Source organism: Aerosakkonema funiforme FACHB-1375, assembly GCF_014696265.1.
Taxonomy (GTDB): domain Bacteria; phylum Cyanobacteriota; class Cyanobacteriia; order Cyanobacteriales; family Aerosakkonemataceae; genus Aerosakkonema; species Aerosakkonema funiforme_A.
Map to the genome: position 1 here is coordinate 12,342 of NZ_JACJPW010000108.1, position 15,295 is coordinate 27,636.

At 45.5% G+C, this 15,295-nt stretch carries 14 protein-coding genes and 1 pseudogene; 9 read left to right on the forward strand and 6 right to left on the reverse strand.

From position 1 onward, the window contains the following. Positions 1–150 precede the first annotated feature (150 nt). Both H6G03_RS29645 and folE read left to right on the forward strand, forming a co-directional pair. Positions 151–876 (forward strand): SDR family oxidoreductase, encoded by a 726-nt coding sequence (locus tag H6G03_RS29645; RefSeq protein WP_190472906.1) that lies wholly within the window; start codon positions 151–153, stop codon positions 874–876. Between the two features lie 56 nt (positions 877–932). Next, complete coding sequence (folE, locus tag H6G03_RS29650) at positions 933–1,643, forward strand: GTP cyclohydrolase I FolE (protein WP_190472908.1); 711 nt, start codon at positions 933–935, stop codon at positions 1,641–1,643. A 180-nt stretch (positions 1,644–1,823) separates the two neighbouring features. On the opposite strand, the gene H6G03_RS29655 is transcribed toward folE, so the two are convergent. After that, positions 1,824–2,186, reverse strand: coding sequence for a hypothetical protein (locus H6G03_RS29655; RefSeq protein WP_206756652.1), 363 nt, complete (start codon positions 2,184–2,186; stop codon positions 1,824–1,826). Between the two features lie 319 nt (positions 2,187–2,505). Here H6G03_RS29655 and H6G03_RS29660 point away from each other — a divergent pair, with 319 nt between their 5' ends. After that, positions 2,506–5,022 carry a two-partner secretion domain-containing protein gene (locus tag H6G03_RS29660; protein WP_190472914.1) on the forward strand — a complete coding sequence of 839 codons (2,517 nt, stop codon included), beginning with the start codon at positions 2,506–2,508 and terminating at the stop codon, positions 5,020–5,022. A gap of 18 nt (positions 5,023–5,040) precedes the next feature. Here the strand turns inward: H6G03_RS29660 and H6G03_RS29665 are convergent, their stop codons facing one another. Then, a complete protein-coding gene (locus H6G03_RS29665; RefSeq protein WP_190472918.1) occupies positions 5,041–5,682 on the reverse strand; it encodes a phosphoribosylanthranilate isomerase in 642 nt (213 codons plus the stop codon). A 135-nt stretch (positions 5,683–5,817) separates the two neighbouring features. Between H6G03_RS29665 and psaK (H6G03_RS29670) the strand changes: the two genes are divergently transcribed. From psaK (H6G03_RS29670) to H6G03_RS39600, 4 genes and pseudogenes are all read left to right on the forward strand, one after another. After that, positions 5,818–6,099, forward strand: coding sequence for a photosystem I reaction center subunit PsaK (gene psaK, locus H6G03_RS29670; protein ID WP_190472920.1), 282 nt, complete (start codon positions 5,818–5,820; stop codon positions 6,097–6,099). Between the two features lie 87 nt (positions 6,100–6,186). Further along, positions 6,187–6,441, forward strand: a complete 255-nt coding sequence (gene psaK / locus H6G03_RS29675) for a photosystem I reaction center subunit PsaK (RefSeq protein ID WP_190472923.1) — start codon at positions 6,187–6,189, stop codon at positions 6,439–6,441. A 338-nt stretch (positions 6,442–6,779) separates the two neighbouring features. Beyond that, the gene (locus H6G03_RS29680; RefSeq protein WP_190472926.1) at positions 6,780–8,021 is read left to right on the forward strand and encodes a site-2 protease family protein; all 1,242 of its coding nucleotides are present in this window, start codon (positions 6,780–6,782) and stop codon (positions 8,019–8,021) included. A gap of 629 nt (positions 8,022–8,650) precedes the next feature. Then, positions 8,651–8,836, forward strand: a pseudogene (locus H6G03_RS39600) (DUF4278 domain-containing protein); the annotation flags it as partial. A gap of 34 nt (positions 8,837–8,870) precedes the next feature. On the opposite strand, the gene H6G03_RS29685 reads toward H6G03_RS39600, so the two are convergent. The 4 genes from H6G03_RS29685 to glnA all read right to left on the reverse strand — a co-directional run bounded on the left by H6G03_RS29685 (position 8,871) and on the right by glnA (position 13,054). After that, on the reverse strand, positions 8,871–9,656 hold the full coding sequence (locus tag H6G03_RS29685; protein ID WP_190472929.1) for a lipoate--protein ligase family protein: 786 nt from the start codon (positions 9,654–9,656) through the stop codon (positions 8,871–8,873). Positions 9,657–9,752: 96 nt separating this feature from the next. Further along, on the reverse strand, positions 9,753–10,250 hold the full coding sequence (locus tag H6G03_RS29690; RefSeq protein WP_190472932.1) for a YbjN domain-containing protein: 498 nt from the start codon (positions 10,248–10,250) through the stop codon (positions 9,753–9,755). Positions 10,251–10,524: 274 nt separating this feature from the next. Next, positions 10,525–11,424 (reverse strand): ferritin-like domain-containing protein, encoded by a 900-nt coding sequence (locus tag H6G03_RS29695; RefSeq protein ID WP_190472935.1) that lies wholly within the window; start codon positions 11,422–11,424, stop codon positions 10,525–10,527. 208 nt (positions 11,425–11,632) lie between these two features. Beyond that, positions 11,633–13,054, reverse strand: coding sequence for a type I glutamate--ammonia ligase (gene glnA / locus H6G03_RS29700; protein WP_190472937.1), 1,422 nt, complete (start codon positions 13,052–13,054; stop codon positions 11,633–11,635). A 471-nt stretch (positions 13,055–13,525) separates the two neighbouring features. On the opposite strand from glnA, the gene H6G03_RS29705 reads away from it, so the two are divergent. Together H6G03_RS29705 and apcB are read left to right on the forward strand one after the other, a co-directional pair. Further along, complete coding sequence (locus tag H6G03_RS29705) at positions 13,526–13,816, forward strand: hypothetical protein (RefSeq protein WP_190472939.1); 291 nt, start codon at positions 13,526–13,528, stop codon at positions 13,814–13,816. A 239-nt stretch (positions 13,817–14,055) separates the two neighbouring features. After that, positions 14,056–14,565 (forward strand): allophycocyanin subunit beta, encoded by a 510-nt coding sequence (gene apcB / locus H6G03_RS29710; protein WP_190472941.1) that lies wholly within the window; start codon positions 14,056–14,058, stop codon positions 14,563–14,565. The last annotated feature ends 730 nt before the right edge of the window (positions 14,566–15,295 follow it).

Sequence of the window (15,295 nt, forward strand, 5' to 3'; positions counted from 1 at the left end):
AATTCTGTATAGCGATGGTATAATAAATTTTGTTACAATTGTTAACACATCTTTCATTTTGAGATGGCTCAAGCTGGGTAAGTTCGTTTGCCGAAAGCAAACACTCAGAAGTGATGGGATGTTCCATCCAAACTTGCAAACATTCAACTAATGAGTGCTTCAACTGATAAACGCGCCCTGATTACTGGGGCAAGCAGCGGGATTGGCAAGGCAACAGCTTTGGCGTTTGCTAATGCTGGCATTAACGTGGCATTAGTGAGCCGCACCTACGAAAAATTGGCGGCGGTTGCCGAACAAGCTCGCGCTTCTGGGGTGGAGGCCAAGCCTTACGCTCTAGACCTAGCTGAGATTGACCAGGTAAAAGATAAAATTGGCGCGATCGCAGCTGACTTTGGCCCAATTGACATTCTGGTCAACAATGCTGGCATAGGATACACAGCTACTTTGAGGGACACACCCTTGTCTGACTGGCAGAGGGTAATAGACCTCAATCTAACTAGCGTTTTGCAGTGCATTTTGGGCATATTACCAATGATGCGCGATCGCCGCTCTGGCATCATCATCAATGTTGTTTCCATTGCCGGTCAACAAGTATTTCCCGGTTGGGGAGCTTACTGTGTCAGTAAATTTGGCCTGATGGCTTTATCAAAAACCCTAGCGGCAGAGGAACGGGAGCGCGGCATTCGCGTAACGGCAATCTGTCCGGGTTCCGTAAATACCCCCATTTGGGATACCGACACTGTTAAGGCTGACTTCGATCGCTCAGCCATGTTAACCCCCGAAATTGTGGCGCAGTCAATTTTACAGACGGCGCTACTACCAGAACAAGCAGTAATTGAAGAGTTAACTCTCTTAGCCAGTGCTGGAATTCTCTAGGTTGCTGCTTCTCTGTTGACCTTTACCCGATCGCATTACTTTAATTAAGGCTTATCATGACTATCGCTTCCTCCAACGGCTCTAATGGCTCTACCTCTCTTTCCGTGAGTTCCAATGGTATTCTCAACGTCCCTACCCGGCCCGATCGCAACACCTTGAACGGTCGCGAACCCAATTTGCACCCACCTACGCAAGAAACCCAAGAGAAAATGATGGAAGCCGTGCGGACAATCCTGTTGGGAGTGGGAGAAGATCCGGAACGGGAAGGTTTGCTTAAAACACCCAAGCGAGTCGCAGAGGCGATGCGGTTTCTCACCAGCGGCTACAATCAATCTCTAGAAGAAATTGTCAACGACGCCATCTTTGATGAAGGTCACAACGAGATGGTTTTAGTCCGCGATATCAATTTCTTCAGCCTTTGCGAACACCATATGCTCCCTTTTATGGGTAAAGCTCACGTCGCCTACATTCCCAACCAAAAAGTCGTAGGTTTGAGCAAACTGGCACGCATTGTGGAAATGTACTCCCGTCGCTTGCAGGTACAAGAACGTCTCACTCGTCAAATCGCCGAAGCAATTCAGACTATTCTAGAGCCCAAGGGAGTTGCTGTTGTCATGGAAGCCACCCATATGTGCATGGTGATGCGCGGTGTTCAAAAGCCCGGTTCTTGGACAGTCACCAGCGCAATGGTGGGTGTTTTCCAAGAGGAGCAAAAAACTCGCGAAGAATTCCTTAACTTGATTCGCCATCAACCAGCTTTCTTTTAGGCACAAGCGCGTCAAAAAAAGATCTGAGTAAACTTTTTTCCGTGTCTAAATAACTCAAGTTGCTAGTTATATTTTTGAGGGAAGGTTTGTCATCTGTCAGTCGCCAATCTTTATTTACTACTGACTGATGCCGATCTATCTGCCGTTCTCCTACATTACGCCACTAACTAGCAACTTAGGTTAATACTCAACATCTTCCCATTCTCCCCATTCATCTTTACACCACCCAAAACTACGCCAACATCCATGACCGTCAGTTTGTTTTTCAAAAACAAACTCAAGAACACTTTCTCCAGTTTTTAAACACAAACGCTTTTTGCTAGTAGCATCGAACAGAAACAGCGTCAGACTCACACAAAAAATATTTTGCACATCCCCTCCGACTTCAGTTCCTACCATACCGCCACCAATCACAGCTGACCAAGTTGTAGATAGAGGAGATATTTTTCTTGCCCCAGTCCACATCCACCGACTAAATGACGGTGAATGTGGGTATTCGATACTTAAGTAAATTTCAGGTTCACGTTGAAAATCCTCTCCCATGAACTTCTGAAAATCATCTAGGAGAATATCAACAATTTCACACCATGTTTCTTTACTATATGGTTTTTCCCCTTGACCTGCATTCCAGAGCTTTTGCTCAAGATCTGTATTTTATATTTTTACCTCAAAATTACTCAGAAGGTAAGTTCAACATAATTGAAATCCTTTGTCCGGGTATTAAAATAAAAATCTCCAGATATTAAGTTTAGTTAATAATTGACGAAAATGCTTATTTGTGAGATAATAATGTAAAAAATATTTGTTAACCTCAAATTGTTACTAACTGGCTTGCGAGAGATTGCAAGTCTGCTTGAGGAAGATGAATAATTTTTATTTACGGCTGCACAAGTTCGCCTACCTCTTATTAGGAATAAGTGGGTGGGCATTACATAGCTCTGTCGCCGCACAAATCATTCCGGATAGCACCCTGCCTACTAATTCCCTCGTTACTCCTAACGGAAATACTTTCAGTATAGATGGTGGAACAGCCGCAGGCAGCAACTTATTCCACAGTTTCCGGGAATTTTCGGTTTCAACTGGCAATACAGCATTTTTCAATAACTCGATCGACATTAACAACATCATTACCCGCGTCACCGGAGGGCAAATCTCCAACATTGATGGATTAATTCGCGCCAACGGACAAGCAAATCTATTTTTAATTAACCCCAGTGGCATTATTTTTGGTGCCAACGCACGCCTGAATATTGGAGGTTCGTTTCTCGCTTCCACAGCAAGTAGCCTCAAGTTTAGCGATGGTACAGAGTTCAGCGCCGCTAATTCCCAAACTTCAGGGCTGTTGACTATAAATGTTCCCATAGGGTTACAGTTTGGGCAAAGTCCTGGCACTATTCATGTTTCCGGGAGAGGACACAATCTGACATTGGAAAACGCTCCGATTCCTCCGCCTGTGCAAGTTAGCGATGAAAACTCAGGGCTAAACGTCAAATCGGGTCGTACCTTAGCCTTGATTGGTGGGCCAGTAACCTTAGATGGTGGAATCCTAATAGCAGAAAGTGGGCGAATAGAGGTCGGAAGTGTAGGCCAAGGACAAGTGAATATCAATCCAACTGTATTCGGATTGATATTCAACTATTCGCAGGTGCAAAACTACGGAGATATTCACTTATCTAACGCCGCATTACTGAATGCTAGTGGTGATGGGGGAAGGGGTATCCAAATAGTCGGAAGACAGGTAAAAATGAGTGATGGCTCCTTCGCCTTTACTAACACTCTTGGTTCTTTACCAGGTGGAGCGATCGATCTGTTCGCCTCAGAGTCAGTAGAATTAAATGGAGATAGCTCCAACGGTATCTCTAGTGGTTTAATAAGTCAAACAGTAGGGGCAGGAAATGGTGGTAATATTATGGTTTCCACCCACCGTTTAATAGTCAACAATGGCGGCAGAATAACCTCTGTTCTTTTCCAAACAGGAGACGGGGGCAGCATCTCTGTAGAAGCTAATGACTTAGTAAAATTTATTGAATCTTCAAGATTTAATAATGGCGCTGCAAGCGGCATCGAATCTATGAATTTTGGTTCTGGAAATGGGGGAAATATTACCCTATTGACTCGCCGCTTCCAAATCCTCAATGGCGGAGCTTTATCAGCTATTACTACATATTTTGGCAGAGGTGGTAATGTGCATCTGAAGGTAACAGATTCTTTAGAGGCGATTGGATTTAATAGTCGCACAGGTTTCCGAACTGCGATTTTATCAGAAACAATCGGCCCAGGAAAAGCAGGCAATTTGACGATTGATACCTCTAGATTAATTGTTCGGGATGGAGCGCGTATCGGTGCTAGTACTATAGCTACTGGAGCGGGGGGAATTTTAACTGTAAATGCGTCTGAATCTATTGAAGTTAAAGGGGTTGCTAGTGGAACCTCGCTGATTAGCTTGCTATCTTCATCAGCTTTATCTAATACTCCAGCGCAAAAATTTTATGGATTACCTGTAGTTCCTTCTGGAGATGCTGGAAATGCCACTATTAATACGCCGAGACTGATTGTTGCCAACCAAGCTCTAGTTGGTGTAGATAATCAAGGCTATGGTGAAGCTGGCGATCTGAAAATAACAGCAGGGCAGATTATTCTGGATAGAGGACGGTTAACTGCTGCTAGCGCATCTGGAGGAGGAGGTAATATGAACCTCCTGATTGGGGATTATGTGTTTCTACGCAATAACAGTCAAATTACAGCACAAGCGGCTGGGTCTGGTAACGGGGGTAACATGACTATTAATTCCCCGTTTATTGTTGCTATTAAAAATGAAAATAACGACATTATCGTCAATGCCTCTGCTGGTAATGGGGGTAGGATAAATATTACTGCTAAAGGAATTTTTGGATTAGTGCAAACTCGCGATTCCCTGAATAATTCCCTGAGCGAAATCAATGCCAGTTCGCAAACGGGGATTGATGGACTTGTACAAATTAGCACCCCCAATCTAAACCCTACTTCGGGATTAGCGGTATTGCCAGAAAAAGTTTCCGATCGCAGTAACCTTGTGGTTGTTAGGTGTGGCGCTGCGAGTGGCAATTCGTTTAGAGTTACCGGACAGGGCGGTTTACCGGTAAATCCTTACGACGCTCTCAGCAGTTGGTATAATACAGCAGGAGTTTCCGATCTAGAAACAGTCGCTCGACAAAGCGATCGCGCGGGGGAACGGGAAAGGAAACGAATTTCTGTTTCTCCAATAGCAAACGATCGAGCGCCTATTGTGGAAGCGACGGGATGGGAGATCGATCCAAAAGGAGAAGTGCAATTAGTAGTGAATGAAAAGGCTGCGATCTTTGCTGCTTCTTGGGATAATCAACCTATTTGCGCTATCTGATCGAGCAGTTTCGCTATATTACTCAACTGCCACTCTAGTTCCTAATTTCTCAAACAATTGCGCTACTTTATGTAAGTCTTTATCTCCAGGAGAGCGCTCGACACCGCTGGATAAATCGATACCGTTGGGTTGAACTTGACTCAGGGCTGACAACACGTTATCCGGTGTTAAACCACCGGCGAGCAACCAAGGGCGAGTGAGAGTGTAACCTGGTAAGGTAGTCCAATCTAGTGTTTTACCAGTACCGCCCAATTGAGTGGGATGGTAGGCGTCAAGCAGAAGCGTATCAACTGCATCCGTGTAGGTGTCTGCTTGAGATAATGAATCGGGTGTCTGCACTCTCAGAGCTTTGATAACTTCTACATCTGGTAAAAGCTGGCGTAACTGTTGGCAGAATTGGGGAGATTCATTGCTGTGCAACTGAACGCCATTCAATCCAGCCGCATTAACTATTTGACAAATTTCATCAATTGTGTTGTTTGCAAATACACCAATACGATCGACATTTACCGACAATCGATCTACCACCGCCCGGATCTGTGCAGGAATGACGTAGCGGGGAGATGTGGGGACGCAGATAAAGCCGAGAGCAGTTGCTCCCAGTCGGGCGATCGCATCTCCTTGTTCCGGCTTAGTAATTCCGCAAATTTTAACCCGCATCAACGCTACTCCATCACTACCAGTCCAATTTGTATCAAAAGTTTGAGTTTATGTTAACTCTTAAAACAGATTCTTGTTATTTAGTAAGCGCTTCTTATAATTTTTGTTGTTGTTTAGTAAAGCAGGAAAGATAGTTTGCTTAACTTAACTTTACTTGCGGCTGTTGTGGAATCTACCGTCCCCCGCACACCGAATTGGACTCCGGCTGTGGGACTTGTGATGATTTTATGCAACTTACTGGCGATCGCGATCGGTCGCTTCGCCATCCAAAACCCTGGTAGCGGCCCAGATCTTCCCGTTGGTAAACCAGCGCTGTTCAGGAATTTTACAATACCGGAATTGCTTGCTACAGCAAGTTTCGGCCACATATTGGGTGCCGGGGTCATTCTGGGACTGACCAACGCGGGTATCCTTTGAAAAGAAATCGTTCCAGAACCTCAGCTGTGCGATGGGTAGCTGAGTGGGAAAATGAAAATGTCAGTTTTTCGATTAAGGAGAAAAATCTTGATTAACTCGATGATACTTGCTGCCGCACAGTCTACCGTTCCCGCAACACCAGCCTGGTCTCTGAGTATTGGCTTGGTGATGATTATTTGTAACATCCTTGGTATTGCGATCGCCCGCTACGCTACCCAGGATCGGGGAAGTCAACCCTCTTTAGGACCGATTGGTATTCCTCAGTTAGTTGCGGGTACTAGCTTTGGTCATATCCTGGGAGCAGGAGTGATCTTGGGATTGACCAACGTTGGAGCTCTCTAAATTTTGGCTCTGACCCTAAACCGTCGATCGTAACTAACTGCTGCATTAATCAGGCGCTGTCCTAATTCTGGGTGACAACCATTTGGGGCAGCGTCAGCATCGCATTACCTATTAGAGGGAAAAAGCTAACAAAAAATTTTTTTAACAATTGTAATCTCATCCGAAGAAGTATTGCAGCAGGTCGCTCGTCAATAAAAGTTCCGACCCTTGAGAGACAGACTTTAAACAAAGTAGCGTTTATCCTAGTTAGATAGCACTCTATTGAATGGCATAAGTGGTAACGCAATTAAGCACGAGCGTACAAATTAGATTGATAAAAAAGTAAAGGAAAATTTTTTATGCAGGCAGGTTGGAGAATCGGAAGTATATTTGGAATTCCACTCTACATTGACCCCTCGTGGCTAATTATATTGGGTATTTTTACATTTGCCAACGGGTATAACTTGCAAGAGGCTTATCCGCAATGGAAATTGGTTACATCTTGGGGGATTGGCTTTTCGATCGCTATACTGCTGTTTGGCTCAGTACTGTTGCACGAATTGGGTCACAGTTTGGTAGCGCGATCGCAAGGAATTAAGGTTAGCTCAATTACCTTGTTTCTTTTTGGTGGAATTGCGTCGATCGATCGAGAATCTCAAACACCTGGTTTGGCTTTTCAAGTAGCGATCGCAGGGCCTTGCGTGAGTATAATCTTGTTTGGGTTACTGAATCTGCTAAGTTATCTATTGCCGCCGTTGAGTCCCGCGCAAGTTTTAGTTGCACATTTGGCAAATATCAATCTAGTGTTAGCTTTGTTTAACCTCATTCCCGGTCTTCCGTTGGATGGTGGGCAGATTTTGAAAGCAGCAGTATGGAAGCTCAAAGGCGATCGCTTTCAAGGTATCCATTGGGCAGCCCGCACCGGACAAATTTTAGGATGGGTAGCAATTATCTTTAGCGGTTTCAGTTACATAATCACATCAGAACCCGGTATACTCTGGATGGGTTTACTGGGCTGGTTTGTGTTGCGGAATGCCAGCGCTTACGACCAAATCACCAACCTACAAGAAAGCTTGTTGCAGCTAACAGCCGCAGACGCTATGACGAGAGAATTCCGCGTTATCGATGCAGATATGACGCTGCGCCAATTTGCAGACGATTACCTCTTACAAGCTACCCAGCCGGAGGTTTACTTTGCGGCTTCGGACGGTCGCTATCGGGGTCTAGTCTCGCTAGATGATTTTCGGGCGCTGGAACGCAGCGAGTGGGAAACTCAAACAGTTCGCAGTATTGTCAAGCCTTTGGATGCGATCGACACCGTGGAAGAAAAGACGCCCTTGGTGGAAGCGATCGAGCGGATGGAAAGTGACAAATTATCCAGAATTACAGTCCTTTCACCGGCAGGTACTGTGGCTGGTATTATCGATCGCGGCGATATTGTACGAGCAATGGCCCAAAAGCTGAACGTTAAAATATCGGAGGCTCAAATCAAACGGATCAAAGAAGAAGGTAGCTATCCCCCCGGATTACCCATTCCAGCGATCGCCCAAGCAGCCGCAGAGTCAACCGCAACGCAAACTAAAGAACCTCTCTCAACCTGAAAAACTAGGGTCTAGGGGAAAAGTTAAAGTTGTCCTAACCGACCTTCATCTATTGCTATAGTTATTTTTTGGTAGATCGCAACTGTCTGCTACCAAGCAAATACCGCCAGAGTCCAGGATGTCGGCGATTTAGTCCCATATCTCTCTGCGAGAGAAGGCGCTGTTTTGTCAAAAACTGATGATTATTTAATTGCCACAAGTGCGCCAATTATGCCAGGGGATCGTATATTAGTAAGATGATTGCAAATTTATGTGTTTCAGATTTCAAATTTGCTAGTGTTTCCCGCAAGTTGCGTGTAGCTTGTTTTGCGGAAAGACTACACCCACCCTCAGACCAAAGATTAACCGAAAATTTGAAATTGGAAATCTAAAATCTGAAATTCTCAGTAAATACGCTTTGGCTTCTATGGCAAGAGGTATTAAAAATGAACCTTTTTTTCCTCATTCCTCTGGCAATAGTGCCAGTCGCACTATTCATCTTTAAAAATTCGGCTGATGAAATGGCCTATCTCTCGGCTGCCATTTCAGTTGTGGGCTTAATTTTGAGTTTAGTTTTAGCACCTTGGCAGATTCAGATATTTCTGCTTGCAGTTGTAGCGATCGCGGCTAGAAAATTGTGGTTGTCGGCTATGAGCCAAGAGGAATCTGAGCCAGAAAAGGAAATAAAGCTCAGTTATCGGGGCCTCAACTACGAACATAATCCTCCGGAAGTTAAACTGACTGGAGATGAGATTATAGGAAAATATCGCGGTCAAGTTTGGAAATCTCCAATCGCAGAAGAACCCACCATAATTCAGCCAACCTTTACGCTCAAGTATCGAGGTGCTAGCGTTAACTATCAAAAATCAGTCACGGGAGCGATGACGCAGACGGATCGAGAGGAAAAACCTCTAAAATTGGCTGCGCCAAAATGGCGTGGAATTCTAACTCAGACAGAGGCTGCATCTGAAACTCAACCTGAAAACAACGCTCAGCCGCAGCAATCAATTCCTCCACAACAATTTGGATCGGCGCTTCTGCCCGTTGAATAATCGGTATGTCGATCGGGGGCGGTACAGCAGTCTCAAACACTTGGGCGAACAAGGTGCGATCTGGGTGCAAGCGTATGGAACCGTGCTGCAAAATAGCATTACCGCGATAAAGTTGAGCGCTACCGATCAACTTGGAATTATCTGCTAAAACTAAATCAGCTGCGGTGGCTGTCCCAAAACAATTGGGGTTGTGAATATAGCCGCGTCCAGCCAAACCGTAGTGTAACTCGACACCGAGCGATCGCCAACCCGCAATCAAAAATTCGCAAAGCTGTTGATAAACTTGGGTGCGACTGCCACTCAATCCAGAAGTAATCACAGCATAGGTTAAATCTCCTTGGTGCAGAACAGCTCGCCCACCGGTAGGACGTCGCACCAGTTCGATCGGTTGTCCTTGCCAAGTCAGGTGCTGCCAAAATTCCGGCCACTGACGCTGATGATAGCCTAACGAAATAGCCGGTGGACTCCAAGTGTAAAACCGCAAAGTGGGAGGATGCAAGCCTTGACGGTGCTGTTCGAGCAACCACAGATCGATCGCCATCTGCACTCTACCCGCAGCTTCAAACAGCGGTATTAAACGCCAAACAGGTTTGTCAACAGTCATTAGTTAGTTGTGATGATAATTTCAGATTTCAAATTTTAAATTGCAGATTTAAATAAAATTGCAATTTAAAATTTGAAAATTTTGCATAACTATTGATTATTGACCGAATTGTTCCTGCAAAGATTCGTCGTTATTATCTGCGATCGTTGCCACAATCGTAATAGCACGAGAAACTTCACCGGGGGAAAGCTCAGCCACAGTGCGAGAGGTTATGACGACAACTTGCTCGTTTACTATTGCAAAACGAGCCTCAAAAGTCTCAGCCCCATTCATTTCCAAAAGCTTACGCATCAATTGGGGTTCGTTCTTAGCAGGTAACTTTAGCACCGAAGACCACACAGTCAAGCTGTCATTATCTGTCGAACCGGTGAGATGTACAAACACTTCAACAGTACCGTACTTAAACTTCCAAATCTGACCGGCCTCCGTTTGGCTGACCATCGCGCTGTCTTCCTGTGCCATGCTAGAGATGACGGTTTGAATCACCTCGACGTAATCTATTTCCGTTGTTTCCTCCAGAAGCTCGTCTACTAGCTCATTGCTGGCTAAGGTTTGAGTAGCAACCGTTTGCGGATCTGGCTGGTAGGTGGTCATAAAAATTTCTCTTCGCGCTTCGTTTGGGTGTGCCTCAACCAAATTTATCGCTTCTGGGTATCCTTTGATTAACCTCTAGCGGTCATGCGCCAAACTGAAGATAACTTATAAGTGGTAAATATAGCCGTTTTCAGTTGCACGATCTTGTAGCGAAGAAACCCGGTAACTTCTGCAACACCGGGTTTCTCTGTACATCACTGACCTGAAAAGGGCTTTAATGTCCAAATAATAATGAATGGAAGCGGCGCTCCGATTCCCCCGATCGATCGCCATTCTAAGCAGTAGCTTTCTTCTGCTTGTCAGGAGCGGGATTCAAGCCGCTCAAGAACATAGGCACAAATTTTTCCATAAATGCCTTTGGATCGCGGTTCCAAACGCGCTGAGCTACCTCTAGTCGGGTAAACTGCAATTCGGGTGCGAGTAAAGTTTGGGGTATGCGTTCCATCAAGTATTGGGGACGTTCCCACAGAGGCATGGTATTGGCAATTTGCAGCAGGTTTTCCAAACGACGCAGTTCGGCACCCAGGACAATATCCATACCAGACTCGTAAGCTGCTTGTTCGATCGCCGCATATTTGCGCTTAGCTTGCTCAACTTTTTGCCGATGTTCCGGACTTTTGTCAGCTAGTTGCGCCAGCAACCTATTGCCCCAGCGAACGTGACCGGCTTCTTCTGGAAAAATTCGCGCAATAGTTTCCCTAATTTTGACATTTTCCTCTGTCTGAGGAGCTTCTTTGAGGGCGTGTATGTGGGCAGAGAAATATTCGCAACCCCGTTTTTCGGTAACGTTAATCGCAGCTAGAGAAGAAATCACAAAATCGTCTCTATCTTTGGTCGCATCTTTTTGGTCTTTATCTAATAGACGCTCAAATTCGTTGATATAGGAAGTACCGGGGGGCGTATTTACCTTCGCTCCCAAATCTACCAACAGGTCTGTTAACCACATAGCATGACGCGCTTCGTCAGAAATGTGACGAGATAGGTCGCGCACCAGTTCTGGCGGTTGTCCGTCCAACTCTTCGATCAGTTCCGTGAGGTCTTTGCAGCTGCGCTGTTCGCTGTAGCGGTAACGGTTGAGGGTGATTAAATGCACTTCGCGATCGCTCACCACTTGCTTCATAATCTGGCGAGCGCCAATGCTATTTCGCAGCTTACGCGGGTATGCAACTGTCATAAATATTTATTGCGTTTTGTGAACAACTATTTCGATCCTAACTCAGGTTTTTATTTACGAATCGATGCAAAAAAACCACCCGATCGCGATCGAGTGGCTTAGGCATTTATAGCTGTAGGTAAAAAGTCTCTTGAGCCGGGGAGTCGGAGAGTGGAAGAATTAATCTTTTACCTTTTCCTTCTCCCTCTTTTTTTGACTTTTGACTTTCTTAGCAATCGTAGTAGAGGGAGAACTCATAAGGATGAGGACGCAGACGCATTGGGTTGACTTCCTTATCCAGTTTGTAAGAAATCCAGGTTTGCAAGAGGTCTTCGGTGAATACGCCACTTTCAGTCAAGAAAGCGTGGTCTTTTTCCAAAGCTTCCAGTGCGCCTTCCAAAGAACCGGGGGTGGAAGGAACCTTCGCCAATTCTTCTGGACTGAGTTCGTAGATATCCACATCCAGAGGTTCGCCTGGGTCAATTTGATTCTTGATCCCGTCGATACCGGCGCAAAGCATAGCCGCAAAGGCCAAGTATGGGTTACAAGTAGCATCCGGACAGCGGAATTCCAAGCGCTTCGCTTTGGGATTGCTGCCGGAGAGGGGGATGCGGATGGAAGCAGAACGGTTGCCTTGGGAGTAAGCCAAGTTCACTGGTGCTTCAAATCCAGGTACTAACCGTTTGTAGGAATTGGTAGTGGGGTTGGTGATTGCCAAAAGTGCAGGAGCGTGCTTGAGCAAACCACCGATGTAATGGAGTGCCATTTGGCTCAAGCCAGCATATTTATCGCCTGCAAACAAAGGTTGTCCGTCTTTCCAGATGGATTGGTGGGTGTGCATACCGGAACCGTTGTCTTGGAAGAGGGGTTTCGGCATGAAGGTGACGGTTTTACCGTATTTTTTGGCAACGTTTTTGATGACGTATTTGTAAGTCATCAAGTAGTCGGCTGCTTCTACCAAGGTTGCAAAGCGAATACCCAGTTCGTTCTGACCGCCTGTAGCTACTTCGTGGTGATGCTTTTCAATTGGTACACCGCACTCTGCCATTGTCAGCAGCATTTCCGTCCGCATATCTTGCTGGGTATCGGTGGGTGGAACTGGGAAGTAACCTTCTTTGTAGCGAGGCTTGTAGGCAAGGTTACCGCCAGCTTCTTCTTTGCCAGAATTCCAACGACCTTCTACTGAGTCTAGGTAGTAGTAGCCTTTGTTTTCGGTTTGGTCGAAGCGGACATCATCGAAGATGAAGAATTCAGCTTCTGGGCCAAAAAAGGCCACATCGCCAAGGCCGCTGGAAATCAGGTAATCTACTGCTTTTTGGGCAATGGTACGGGGGTCGCGGCTGTAGGGTTGGTTGGTACGGGGTTCCTTGATGCTACAAATCATGCTCAATGTTTTTTCTTTCATGAATGGGTCGATCCAGGCTGTGGTTGGATCTGGCACCATTGTCATGTCGGATTCGTTGATGGCTTTCCAACCCCGAATGCTGGAACCGTCGAAGGGTACGCCGGCGTCAAAGGAGCTTTCGTCAATCTGGTTGTAGTAGAACGAGCAATGCTGCCAGATTCCTGGCATATCGATGAATTTCAGGTCGATAATCTTGATATCTTGTTCTTTGATCAGTTGCAAGACTTCTTGGGGGGTCTGGGGCATGGAATGGCTCCTTCAATTTTTGTACTTGCTTAAGTCTGGATACTGATAATGAGCGGTAGTGAAGGGTCAGGTCAAGGGGAGTAAAACTTAATTTTTGTTTAATTTACCGTTGAACTGAACGGGATAAGTTTGGCTGAGTCGAGCTGACACTAAAAAATAACTGCTCTTGTGTCTCCGGTCTGGGGGCAACGTTGGCCTTGGGAGAGGAGCGACTGAGCTATGAGAGGTTTTAGCCTGTGCTGCTAAAGGCAGCTCTCCCGTGATTAACGCCTAAAAGCTCATAGTACCTGCATCATCCTAAAGACAGAGGGGACAATATTTTGTATTTTTAGCTACAAATTTTTTGTATTGGTGGAGGACAAAAATTTAGAAAAAGTTAAAATTTGTAGCTAAATTGACAGAATGCTGTTTTACGAGTCGGTCTGACCTGTAGAATCGTATCAATAACTACAGTTTATCGTGGCAATAACGATGGCTTTTAAGATGCAGGCAGATTTCGATCGACAAGAAGCGCTTCAATATCGTGCGGGACAGCGAGTGGAACTGAAGCAGCGTCCGGGTGTTGTGTATACGATCGCAGAATACGACCCGATGATGGTACCGCCGGTTTGGTTGACGAATGACCCGCAGCCGCGTTATCCGGAAGAGTTGAATGTAATCCCCAGTCAGGTTATGGACTGGTTCAGACCGGAGTTCCGCAGTAGGATACAATATCCTGTTTGTCGGTTGAACGATCGCTCCAAACAAAAAGCTCTTGTTTAGTGTTGCGCTCCCAACGAATATGCTTTGGGATACAGCTAGAGGGGGATCGTTTTGTTGTAAACTACAATCGGCTATCTATGCCACGCGGAAACGATTGTGCTTCCAGGCTGAGCTTTGTCAATCTGGAGCGTCAGCCTTGAAGGAAGCGTGCTTTTTCTGTAGTTAGTAGGACGGAAAGCACGCAGAGGTAATTGTGCAATAGCAAAACCCCCGATAGTAATCACTGGGAGAGCAATTTCATGCGGGACGCAGTAACAAATCTGATTAGAAATTATGATGTCACCGGTCGCTATCTAGACCGCAATGCCGTCGATACGCTAAAAGCTTATTTTGAGACGGGTACGGCACGGGTTGCCGCCGCAGCTGTAATTAACAGCAATGCAGCGTCAATTGTCAAGCAGGCTGGTTTGCGGTTGTTTGAAGAACTGCCGGAACTAATTCGCCCCGGTGGAAATGCTTACACGACTCGTCGCTACGCTGCCTGTCTGCGCGATATGGATTATTATCTGCGCTATGCCAGCTATGCTTTGGTGGCAGGCGATAATAATGTTCTGGATGAGCGCGTGTTGCAAGGGTTGCGGGAAACTTATAATTCTTTAGGTGTACCGATCGGCCCAACTGTGCGCGGTATCCAAATAATGAAAGAAATTGTGAAAGAACAAGTAGAAGCAGCCGGGATCGTAAATTCGGCATTTGTAGATCAGCCGTTTGACCACATGACTCGCGAGTTCAGCGAACAGGATGTATAATTCTGTGGGTTGAAATCGCAGCGATCGAATTAAAATCTGCCTGCACTAATAGAAAAAATAGAGCGATCGAGCTTTTTTCCCTGGTGAGGGAATGGAGTGCGATCGCTCAGTCAATTTTGGATTTTAGATTTTGGATTTTGGATTTTAGAAGATTTCATACCGCCTCGTTGTTTGAGTTTTTGTTTCTAAACTCATCAAACTCGGCTGATAAATGCGTAACTTGTGTATAACTTTGCTTCGTCAAATATTTTGAACCGTCGCAGAATAAATGATGCTGTTGGTAAATGTAAGATTATATAAGAGCCAAATTCTGTAGGGGCGAAGCATTCGGGCGACAGTTTATGAAACTAAACCGAGATCTAAGTATCCGAATGCTTCGCCCTCCCCCACAAATCGCCTGTATCGAAAATATCTCGCGAAGACAGGGCGAAGCATTTGGATATAAATATTCTCGTTGAGTTACAAAGGTTATCGCCCAAATGCTTCGCCCCTACAATCTCTCTTCCCCAAGTTCGATCGCAAAAAGTTGCGCCCAAACATATAGAACGATTAAAATAAACAAAATCTATCTTTGGGTAGTGGCAGATGGAACCTGTATCAATGACCGCTGGCGCGATCGCATCGGCTCTTCCGTACTTGGTGTGATAAGTTATTCTAATCAGAGAAGCTGGCTAATAAACGAGCGCGTAACATTTGAAAGTCTTTAAGGCCATAAGATTGGCGTAAAATT

Bases quoted from the DNA above. Each gene is read 5' to 3' on its own strand.
- H6G03_RS29645 (WP_190472906.1), top strand. From the start codon at position 151: ATGAGTGCTTCAACTGATAAACGCGCCCTGATTACTGGGGCAAGCAGC.
- H6G03_RS29655 (WP_206756652.1), bottom strand. From the start codon at position 2,186: ATGGGAGAGGATTTTCAACGTGAACCTGAAATTTACTTAAGTATCGAA.
- H6G03_RS29660 (WP_190472914.1), top strand. From the start codon at position 2,506: ATGAATAATTTTTATTTACGGCTGCACAAGTTCGCCTACCTCTTATTA.
- folE (WP_190472908.1), top strand. From the start codon at position 933: ATGACTATCGCTTCCTCCAACGGCTCTAATGGCTCTACCTCTCTTTCC.
- apcB (WP_190472941.1), top strand. From the start codon at position 14,056: ATGCGGGACGCAGTAACAAATCTGATTAGAAATTATGATGTCACCGGT.
- H6G03_RS29685 (WP_190472929.1), bottom strand. From the start codon at position 9,656: ATGACTGTTGACAAACCTGTTTGGCGTTTAATACCGCTGTTTGAAGCT.
- H6G03_RS29695 (WP_190472935.1), bottom strand. From the start codon at position 11,424: ATGACAGTTGCATACCCGCGTAAGCTGCGAAATAGCATTGGCGCTCGC.
- H6G03_RS29665 (WP_190472918.1), bottom strand. From the start codon at position 5,682: ATGCGGGTTAAAATTTGCGGAATTACTAAGCCGGAACAAGGAGATGCG.
- H6G03_RS29690 (WP_190472932.1), bottom strand. From the start codon at position 10,250: ATGACCACCTACCAGCCAGATCCGCAAACGGTTGCTACTCAAACCTTA.
- glnA (WP_190472937.1), bottom strand. From the start codon at position 13,054: ATGCCCCAGACCCCCCAAGAAGTCTTGCAACTGATCAAAGAACAAGAT.
- H6G03_RS29680 (WP_190472926.1), top strand. From the start codon at position 6,780: ATGCAGGCAGGTTGGAGAATCGGAAGTATATTTGGAATTCCACTCTAC.
- H6G03_RS29705 (WP_190472939.1), top strand. From the start codon at position 13,526: ATGGCTTTTAAGATGCAGGCAGATTTCGATCGACAAGAAGCGCTTCAA.